We start from the raw sequence: 9,167 nt of genomic DNA, 5'->3' as shown, positions 1-9,167 counted from the left end.
CTCCAGCGTCAGGCGTTCTCAGCCCTACGCGCTTCCCCCGGCGCCCGCCGCTACTACGACAGACAGCGCGCCCGCGAGGCCGGCTACAACCCCGCCCTCCGACAGGTCGGCAACCGCCTCGTCGGCAACCTCCACGGCTGCCTCAAAACCCGCACCACCTACGACGAGGCGACCGCCTGGTCACACCACGCCCACACCCCCGCCGTTTGACACCAAACGACATGGGGTGTCTGACCGCACGGGCGGTCCGGCCGGCCGGACCGCCCGTGCGGTGTGTTGCAAGACCGACACAAAGTACGGACCGGGTGGCGTCACTGTCAGTGGCTCTGCATAGGGTTCTCGTCAACCGCGGACTCCGCGGCAGCAGGGGACAGTTCGAGAGGGGAATCAGCGCGTGACCGTCAACATGACCAAGGGTCAGGCCATCAGTCTGCAAAAGAACGACGGGGGCAGCCTGACCGCGGTGCGCATGGGTCTCGGCTGGCAGGCGGCTCCCCGGCGCGGCCTGTTCGGCTCGCGCACGCGGGAGATCGACCTCGATGCCTCCGCCGTCCTGTTCGCGGACAAGCAGCCGGTCGACGTCGTCTTCTTCCGCCACCTGGTGAGCGACGACGGCTCGGTGCGCCACACCGGCGACAACCTCGTCGGCGGTGTCGGGCAGGGCGGGGACGACGAGGCCATCCTCGTCGACCTGGCGCGCATCCCGGTCCACATCGACCAGATCGTCTTCACCGTCAACTCCTTCACCGGCCAGACCTTCCAGGAGGTGCAGAACGCGTTCTGCCGCCTGGTCGACGAGACCAACGGCCAGGAGCTCGCCCGCTACACGCTGGCGGGCGGCGGCGCCTACACCGCGCAGATCATGGCGAAGGTGCACCGGACGGGCCAGAACTGGACAATGACGGCCCTCGGCACGCCGGCCAACGGCCGCACCTTCCAGGACCTGATGCCGGCGATCCTGCCGCACCTGTAGGACAGCCCGACGAGGGGGCACAGAACACCGGACACAGCGACACAGGGGGACGAAGGCGATGACGGCCGAGCTGGTGCGGGGGCAGAACCACCCGCTCTCCCAGGCCCGTCTGGAGATCCGCGTCTCGGCCGGCACACCGGTCGTGGCCGCGGCGACGCTCGGCGACGAGCAGGGCAGAATCCACGGCGTCGAATGGGTGGCCCACCCGGGCACCCCCACGCTGCCGGGGCTCGAAGTCTCCAAGCAGGCGGCCGCCGACCACCGTCTCGCGGTGGACCTGGAGGCCATGCCGGAGGCCGTGCACCGGGTCAGCGTGCTGCTCGCCCTGCCCAACGGCAGCGGAGGTCCGCTCCACTTCGGCGCCGTAGCCGCCCCCTTCGTCGCGGTCACCGGCCTCGACGGCACCGAGGTCGCCAGCTACACCGTCACCGGCCTGGAGGCCGAGTCCGCCCTCGTCGCTCTGGAGCTCTACCGCCGGCAGGGCGCCTGGAAGGTCCGCGCCGTCGGCCAGGGCTACGCGGGCGGCCTCGCCGAACTCCTCACCGACCAGGGCCTGCCCGAGGCCCACCAGCTCGCGGGCAGCATGAACGAGGCGGTGGCCCGGGGCCAGGCCCGCTCGGTCCCGGCACCGCCGCCGCGTACGCCGGACGCCGACCGCTCCCGGCAGGCCGCCGCACCGGCACTCGGCCCGGACCAGAGCGGCTCCGCACCGCACGGCGCCGCCGCACCCCAGGGCGCTCCCGACGCCGTACCGCCGCAGCCGATGACTCCGTACGGCCCTCAGGAACCGCACGGGTCGGGGACCACCGGCGGGCCGGGGCCGTCCGTGCCACAGCACCCGTATCAGGGCGGCGGGGCCGCGGACCCCTCCGCCGTCACCCAGAACGCGCCCACCGCGGGCGGCCCGATCGACTACAGCCACCCGCGCCGGCAGAACACCGCCCCACCGCCGCCTCCGCCGACCGCTCCGCCCGCCCCGCCGGGGCAGCCCGCGCAGCCCGTCGCCGGCGACGCGACCGGCTGGTCCATGGACGAGCGGCTCTACAACCAGGTGTGGGGCATGTTCGAGGACCTGGCCCGCACGACAGCCGCGTACCGCAGCGCCGTCGACTTCGCCGACTCGCGCATGGAGAAGGAGCTCGACCAGGTCCTGTCCGACCCGCGCAGCAGGATCGGCGGACAGGGTGACGCCGCGCGGGAGGTGGCCCGCGCCAAGCACGCCCAGCTCGTCGAGCAGGCCAAGGCGGCCCTGGACCGCGACCTCGCCCAGCTCACCGCCGAGGCCGGGGTCGTCGAGCCCGCGCTGCCGGCTGCGTACGCCCGCTGGGACAACCCCGTGTGGCACGGCTACCGCGTACCCATGGAGATCCCCATGGCCCTGCGGCTCGGCGACCTCCATCTGCCGGAGGCGACCGGGCTGCGCATACCCATGCTGGTCCGTCTGCCGCTGCAGCGCGGCCTGTGGATCGACAGCGGACGCGCCGGATCGCTCGACGGCTCGTTCGCCGACTCCCATGAGCTGCGGCGCCTCGCGATGGACACGGCGGTGGCCCTCGCGGGCCGGCTGCTCGCCGTCTATCCGGCGGGCGAGTTCACCGTGCATGCCATCGACCCTGCGGGATCCGGAGCCCAGGCGCTGGCCCCGCTGGTGCAGACCGGTGTGCTCGCCGCACCGCCCGCAGTCGGCGCCGCGGGCGTGGCGGACGTCCTGGCCCGGCTCACCCAGCGCGTCGACCTGGTGCAGATGGCGGTGCGTGGCGGCGCGGCCGACTCGCTGCCGCCCGGCCTCGACACGTCCGAGCAGTTGCTCGTGGTCAACGACTTCCCGCACGGATTCGACGACCGGGCCGTGACCCAGCTGCGCTACCTCGCGGACGAGGGCCCGGCCGTCGGTGTCCACCTGATGATGGTCGCCGACCGCGAGGAGGCCGCCGGCTACGGCCCGCTGCTGGACCCGCTGTGGCGTTCGCTGCTGAGGCTCACGCCCGTGCCCGACGACCACCTCGCCGACCCGTGGGTGGGGCACGCCTGGACGTACGAACCCTCGCTCGTGCCGTCCGGCAGCCAGGTGCTCCAGCAGGTGCTGACCCAGGTCGCCGCGGCCCGCCGCTCGTGGAACAGGTGACCGTCGCACCCTCTTCACCAAGCACACGTAAAGCCCTCTGACCAGGAAATTTGGTCTTTACTTTACTAATCTCTTTACCTTTCCTTGGTGAATGGGGTACTGTCTTCCTCACGGAGGGGAGTACTCCCTGTCTGCTGCGGCGTACCCGTCAATACGGATCAGGCCAGATCCCGGGGCGTCGGCCCATCGTGGGTGGAAGAGACCTCCGGCAGCGACGACGCTGACATCTGCCGTTACGTACTGCCGGAGGCGCAGTGGATGTTTCCGTGAACCTGTGGGTTCTGACCATCGTGGGCCTGGCGGCCCTGATCGCGGTCGACTTCTTCATCGGCCGCAAGCCGCACGACGTGTCCATCAAGGAAGCCGGAATCTGGACCGTCGTCTGGATCGCCCTGGCCGGTCTTTTCGGCCTCGGTCTGCTCGTCTTCGGCGGCGGTCAGCCGGCCGGCGAGTTCTTCGCGGGCTTCATCACCGAGAAGTCGCTGAGCGTCGACAACCTCTTCGTCTTCGTCCTGATCATGGCGAAGTTCGCCGTGCCCTCGCAGTACCAGCAGCGGGTGCTGCTCGTCGGCGTACTGATAGCCCTGGTACTGCGGGCGATCTTCATCGCCGCCGGTGCCGCGATCCTCGCCAGCTTCGCCTGGGTGTTCTACCTCTTCGGCGCCTTCCTGATCTGGACCGCCTGGAAGCTCATCCAGGAGGCCCGGGCCGACGAGGAGGACGAGGAGTACGAGGAGAACAAACTGCTGAAGGCCGCCGAGCGCCGCTTCGGGGTGGCCGACCGCTACCACGGCACCAAGCTGTGGATCCAGCAGAACGGCAAGCGGGTGATGACCCCGATGCTGGTCGTCATGCTTGCGATCGGCACCACCGACGTGCTGTTCGCGCTCGACTCGATCCCCGCGATCTTCGGCCTGACGCAGGACCCGTACATCGTCTTCACCGCCAACGCGTTCGCGCTGATGGGTCTGCGGCAGCTGTACTTCCTCATAGGCGGTCTGCTGAAGAAGCTGGTCCACCTCAGCTACGGCCTGTCGGTCATCCTGGGCTTCATCGGCGTCAAGCTGGTGCTGCACGCGCTGCACGAGTCCGGGGTCCACGTCCCCGAGATCAGCATCCCGGTCTCGCTCGGCGTGATCTGCGCGGTCCTGATCGTCACCACGATCACCAGCCTCGCGGCCTCCCGGAAGCAGGCGGCGGCCGAGGCGGCGCAGACGCGGACCGAAGGCGCTCCGAAGGACAGCATCGAGGCCTGACCACGTCGGACGTAGAAACAACCATCACCGGGAGCGGTGCCCGGCTGATTGCCGACCACTGCTCCCGGTGCTTCGTTGGGTGCTGAGCGCTCCCCGGCCCGGGGACGCCACGGCCGGGTGGAGGCACCGTGGACGCACCGATGAAGTTCGTGCAGATCATCGACTTCGAAACCGAACGCATCGAGGAGATGCGGGAGCTGTCGCAGGAGATGGACCAGACCATGGACGGCCACAGTGGCGGCCCCACGCGCCGCCTCGTCCTGCAGGACCGCACCAACCCCGGTCACTACCTCGCGGTGATCGAGTTCGACTCGTACGAAGAAGCCATGAGCAACAGCGACCGCCCCGAGACGGCCAAGTTCGCCGAACGGATGGCCGTGCTGTGCACCAAGGCACCCTCCTTCACCGACTGCGACGTGCTGGACTTGACCGAGTTCACGTGAGGTGACCGGGCCCGCACGACCGAGTGCGGGGCCCAGAGGCGTCTGCGACGATCGCTGCATGATCGCTCGGCTCAGGTCGCTCACGGCACAGTGGGAGTACCTCGTGCCGGTGATCGCGGTCGTCCTGCTCGTGTTCACCTGGGGACGCGATCTTCCCGGCGCGGTGGTCGCGCTGGTGACACTGGTCCTGGCGGGGGCCGTCCTGGCCGCCGTGCACCACGCCGAGGTGGTCGCCCACCGGGCCGGGGAACCCTATGGCTCCCTCGTTCTCGCCGTCGCCGTCACGATCATCGAAGTCGCCCTGATCGTCACCCTGATGGCGGACGGTGGTGACAAGAGCGCGACCCTGGCCCGGGACACGGTCTTCGCAGCCGTGATGATCACCTGCAACGGAGTCGTCGGTATGAGCCTCCTCGTCGCCTCCCTGCGGCACGGCACGGCGGTCTTCAACCCCGAGGGCACCGGTGCCGCCCTCGCGACCGTCGCCACCCTGGCCACGCTCAGTCTGGTCCTGCCGACCTTCACCACGAGCAAGCCGGGCCCGGAGTTCTCGAGCACGCAGCTCACCTTCGCCGCGCTCTCCTCGCTGATCCTGTACGGCCTGTTCGTGGCGACCCAGACCGTGCGGCACCGCGACTACTTCCTGCCCATCACCCGGTGGTGTTCGCGGCGTACTTGGAGCTCGCCGTCAATCCGTAGCCGGCGCGCGTACGGTGACCCGCGCCCTCACCCGGTGGCCGGCTCCGCCGCCACCGCCGGCACCGGACGCGTCTCCGGCAGCAGGGCGAAACACCCCAGACTCAGCAGCGCGATCGCCGTCAGATACGCACCCACCCCCCAGGGCACCCGGCCGCCCCGCTCGGCGAGCGCGGTCGCCACGATCGGGGTGAGCGCGCCCCCGAGGACCCCGCCGAGGTTGTAGCCGACCGCGGCGCCCGTGCAGCGCACCCGCGGCTCGTACAGCTCCGGCAGATACGCGGCGATCACGGCGAACATCGTGATGAACGCGACCAGCGCGCCCAGGAAACCGAGGAACATCAGCAGCGGCGCACCGGTCGAGAGCAGCGCGACCATCGGGAACATCCACACGGCGGCTGCCGCGCACCCCGCCAAACACAGCGGCCTGCGTCCGTAGCGGTCGCCGAGGGCAGCCGCCGGCGGTGTCAGCGCCCCCTGCACCACCACCGCGGCCATGATGCAGGCCAGCATGACGGTACGGCTCACCCCGAGCCGCTCCGTCGCATACGCGAGGGACCAGGTCGTCACCGCGTAGAAGACGGCGTACCCGACGGCGAGCGCCCCGGCGGTCAGCAGAACGAGCCGCCAGTGGCTGCGCGCGACCTCGGCGAGCGGCACACGCGCGTGGTCGTCGATTTCGAGGAACCGGGGACTCTCGGCGAGCGACGAACGCAGCCACAGTCCCACCACGGCCAGCCCGCCCGCGGCCCAGAAGGGCACCCGCCAACCCCAGGCGGCGAACTGCTCCTCGGACAGGGTCGCCGACAGCATGAGCACCACGCCGTTGGCGAGCACGAAACCCACCGCGGGCCCGACCTGCGGGAAACTCGACCACAGTGCGCGCCGTTCGGCGGGCGCATGCTCGGCGGTGAGCAGCACGGCGCCGCCCCATTCCCCGCCGAGCCCGAGCCCCTGCAGGAAACGCAGCGCCAGGAGCAGCAGGGGAGCGGCCACACCGATCGATTCGTACGTGGGTACGCAGCCGACCGCGACCGTGGCGGCGCCCGTCAGCAGCAGCGAGACGACGAGGACCGGCCGCCGCCCGCGCCGGTCGCCGAGATGCCCGAACAGCACCGACCCCAGCGGGCGCGCCACGAAGCCCACACCGAATGTGCCGAACGCCGCCAGCGTCCCGGCCACCGGCGAGAACGTCGGGAAGAACAGCGGCCCCAGGACCAGCGCCGCGGCGGTCCCGTACACGAAGAAGTCGTAGAACTCGATGGCCGTCCCCGCGAGCGAGGCGACCGCGAGTCGCAGCATGGAAGGTGCCCTTACGGTGCGTACATCGTGCATGCTGCATCAACTACCCACGGTGACCGGTAGTTACGGGGGCGCGGGGGTGCGGCTCTCCCGGCGAGAGTGCGCCCCCCTTCATCCCCGGCGCACCGTGATAGACCGGGTCTGAGCAGCGGTCCTCGGCGGATCGCCCTTTGAACGGACCGGAGGAACCGTGCCCCGCACCCTGGCCAACGCGCCGATCATGATCCTCAACGGACCCAACCTGAATCTGCTCGGCCGGCGACAGCCGGAGATCTACGGCTCCGACACCCTCGCCGACGTGGAGGCCCTGTGCGCCAAGGCCGCCGCCGCGCACGGCGGCAGGGTGGACTGCCGCCAGTCCAACCACGAGGGCGAGTTGGTCGACTGGATCCACGAGGCCCGCCTCAACCACTGCGGGATCGTGATCAACCCCGGCGCCTACTCGCACACGTCCGTCGCGATCCTGGATGCGCTCAACACCTGCGACGGCCTTCCGGTGTTGGAGGTCCACATCTCCAACATCCACCAGCGGGAGTCGTTCCGGCACCACTCGTACGTCTCACTGCGCGCCGACGGAGTCATCGCGGGGTGCGGCGTGCAGGGATACGTGTTCGGCGTGGAGCGGGTCGCCGCGCTGGCGGGGGCGGCGCAGGCGGACGCGTAAGGCGTGCAAGGACCGATGGCATGCCGGGGCCGCCGGTCGAGGGCGGGGATCGGAAGACCGGCGGCCCGCACCGCTCAGGAGCCGTCATCCCGTGCGGGGCTGCTACCAGTTGACTGCGCAACCACGGGTGCCGGGAGCGCGTGTTCGGAGGCGGTGCGTGTGAACGGTTCACACGGGGCGCGTGCGCAGAGCGGGCGCCGTGCGCGCGATGGACGGCAGGCGCCCGGCGTGCGCGATCGACTGCACGCGCCTGCTTCTCACCACCCGCGCGCGTGCCACTCCGGCAGATGCGGTCGCTCCGCGCCCAGCGTCGTGTCGTTGCCGTGCCCCGGGTAGACCCAGGTCTCGTCCGGCAGTACATCGAAGATCTTCGTCTCGACGTCGTGGATCAGACGGGCGAACGCCTCGGGATCCTTGCGGGTGTTGCCCACGCCCCCCGGGAAGAGGCAGTCGCCGGTGAAGACATGGGGATGCCCGTGCGGATCGTCGTACACGAGGGCGATGGAGCCGGGTGTGTGCCCGACCAGGTGGCGCGCGGTGAGCTCCACACGCCCCACCCGGATGATGTCCCCGTCGTCGACGAGCACGTCGGTCGGTACCGGGATGCCTTCGGCGTCGTCGCGGCCGGCGTGGGTGCGGGCGCCGGTCGCCGCGACGACCTCGGCGAGAGCCTGCCAGTGGTCGCCGTGCTGGTGCGTGGTGACGACGGACGCGATGCCGTCGTCACCGATCATGCCGAGCAGTGTGCCCGCGTCGTTCGCCGCGTCGATGAGCAGTTGCTCGTCCGTGGCCCGGCAGCGCAGCAGATAGGTGTTGTTGTCCATCGGGCCGACGGCGATCTTCGTGATCATCAGGTCCTTGAGCTCGTGCACGTCCGCCGGGCCGCCGACCGTCACCTGTCCGCTGTACGTCATGGCCGCCAGCCTATAGCGGGGGAGCGGTCCGGGGACCGCCCACGCGCTACAGGGGAGGCAGCGTCGGCAGCGCGCCGCCTCGCACGGTCAGCGCGGAGCCGTCGCGGCGTCCGGCGAGCCAGCCGAGCAGGTCGGGCGCGGACCCGGTGACAGTGATCTCGGGAGTGCTCGCCGCCCGGCCCGTGCCCCACGCGCGCGTGCCGTCGGTGAGGTGCGTCGGCGGTACGTCGGGACGGCCGGCGAACCGCTCCGTGAGGAAGTCGGTCTCGCGCTCCACGAACTGCTCCGGGAGGTCCTCCAGTTCGTATCCGATGCCGAGGTCCACGTGATGCAGGTCCACCTCCACCCAGCGCCGGAACGGCAGCCGGGAGGCCGAGTCGGTGACCCCGTTGCGCAGTTCGACGGTGCGTGACCAGTCCGCGGGCACGGCCCCCGCCTCCTGGAAGCGGGCCGCGCTCTCGCGCAGGTCGGCGAGGTGGACGTCGAGGGGGCGTGGGGCGTCGCGCTCGATGTCCGCGTCCCGGGCGTCGCCGGAGACGTACATGGGGCGGCCTTCGAGGACGTTCACGAGGGCGTCGGCGTTGCGGGCGATGTGGGCGAGGACGTGACCGCGGGACCAGCCGGGCAGGCGTGACGGCTCGGCCACGGAGGCGTTGTCCATCTTGGCGACTGCGATGAGCAAGCGGTCGGTCGCGTCACGTACAGACGCCAGGTCATGGGCGTGATCAATCATGGTACTGACCCTAGCCTCGCCACACCTTCGGGTGAAGGTGGTGAACCCGTGCCATAAATCG

The 9,167-nt window shown here is 70.6% G+C and carries 8 protein-coding genes and 2 pseudogenes; 7 read left to right on the top strand and 3 right to left on the bottom strand.

What is annotated here, in order from left to right; translation table 11 throughout:
• From F7R91_RS27300 to F7R91_RS27275, 6 genes and pseudogenes are all read left to right on the top strand, one after another.
• Window positions 1–210 (top strand): annotated as a pseudogene (locus F7R91_RS27300) (IS110 family transposase); the annotation flags it as partial.
• 184 nt (window positions 211–394) lie between these two features.
• Window positions 395–973, top strand: coding sequence for a TerD family protein (locus tag F7R91_RS27295; protein ID WP_150952367.1), 579 nt, complete (start codon window positions 395–397; stop codon window positions 971–973).
• A gap of 58 nt (window positions 974–1,031) precedes the next feature.
• A complete protein-coding gene (locus F7R91_RS27290; protein ID WP_150952364.1) occupies window positions 1,032–3,098 on the top strand; it encodes a TerD family protein in 2,067 nt (688 codons plus the stop codon).
• A gap of 254 nt (window positions 3,099–3,352) precedes the next feature.
• Window positions 3,353–4,354 (top strand): TerC/Alx family metal homeostasis membrane protein, encoded by a 1,002-nt coding sequence (locus F7R91_RS27285; RefSeq protein ID WP_191971658.1) that lies wholly within the window; start codon window positions 3,353–3,355, stop codon window positions 4,352–4,354.
• Window positions 4,355–4,482: 128 nt separating this feature from the next.
• Window positions 4,483–4,797, top strand: a complete 315-nt coding sequence (locus F7R91_RS27280; protein WP_408056067.1) for a hypothetical protein — start codon at window positions 4,483–4,485, stop codon at window positions 4,795–4,797.
• A gap of 58 nt (window positions 4,798–4,855) precedes the next feature.
• Window positions 4,856–5,455 (top strand): annotated as a pseudogene (locus F7R91_RS27275) (calcium:proton antiporter); the annotation flags it as partial.
• Between the two features lie 68 nt (window positions 5,456–5,523).
• Here F7R91_RS27275 and F7R91_RS27270 read toward each other — a convergent pair.
• On the bottom strand, window positions 5,524–6,795 hold the full coding sequence (locus F7R91_RS27270; RefSeq protein ID WP_150952358.1) for an MFS transporter: 1,272 nt from the start codon (window positions 6,793–6,795) through the stop codon (window positions 5,524–5,526).
• 190 nt (window positions 6,796–6,985) lie between these two features.
• On the opposite strand from F7R91_RS27270, the gene aroQ reads away from it, so the two are divergent.
• Window positions 6,986–7,459, top strand: a complete 474-nt coding sequence (aroQ, locus tag F7R91_RS27265) for a type II 3-dehydroquinate dehydratase (RefSeq protein ID WP_150952355.1) — start codon at window positions 6,986–6,988, stop codon at window positions 7,457–7,459.
• A 257-nt stretch (window positions 7,460–7,716) separates the two neighbouring features.
• On the opposite strand, the gene F7R91_RS27260 is transcribed toward aroQ, so the two are convergent.
• Both F7R91_RS27260 and F7R91_RS27255 read right to left on the bottom strand, forming a co-directional pair.
• Window positions 7,717–8,373, bottom strand: a complete 657-nt coding sequence (locus tag F7R91_RS27260; protein ID WP_150952352.1) for an MBL fold metallo-hydrolase — start codon at window positions 8,371–8,373, stop codon at window positions 7,717–7,719.
• A gap of 46 nt (window positions 8,374–8,419) precedes the next feature.
• A complete protein-coding gene (locus F7R91_RS27255) occupies window positions 8,420–9,106 on the bottom strand; it encodes a maleylpyruvate isomerase family mycothiol-dependent enzyme (protein ID WP_150952349.1) in 687 nt (228 codons plus the stop codon).
• Between the last annotated feature and the right edge of the window lie 61 nt (window positions 9,107–9,167).

The organism is Streptomyces luteolifulvus, assembly GCF_008806595.1.
Lineage (GTDB): Bacteria > Actinomycetota > Actinomycetes > Streptomycetales > Streptomycetaceae > Streptomyces > Streptomyces luteolifulvus.
This window is presented reverse-complemented; position numbering and strand designations above follow the sequence as displayed.

Excerpts from the sequence above, each read along its gene's own strand:
- F7R91_RS27260 (WP_150952352.1), bottom strand. The coding sequence starts at position 8,373 with ATGACGTACAGCGGACAGGTGACGGTCGGCGGCCCGGCGGACGTGCAC.
- F7R91_RS27270 (WP_150952358.1), bottom strand. The coding sequence starts at position 6,795 with ATGCTGCGACTCGCGGTCGCCTCGCTCGCGGGGACGGCCATCGAGTTC.
- F7R91_RS27290 (WP_150952364.1), top strand. The coding sequence starts at position 1,032 with ATGACGGCCGAGCTGGTGCGGGGGCAGAACCACCCGCTCTCCCAGGCC.
- F7R91_RS27255 (WP_150952349.1), bottom strand. The coding sequence starts at position 9,106 with ATGATTGATCACGCCCATGACCTGGCGTCTGTACGTGACGCGACCGAC.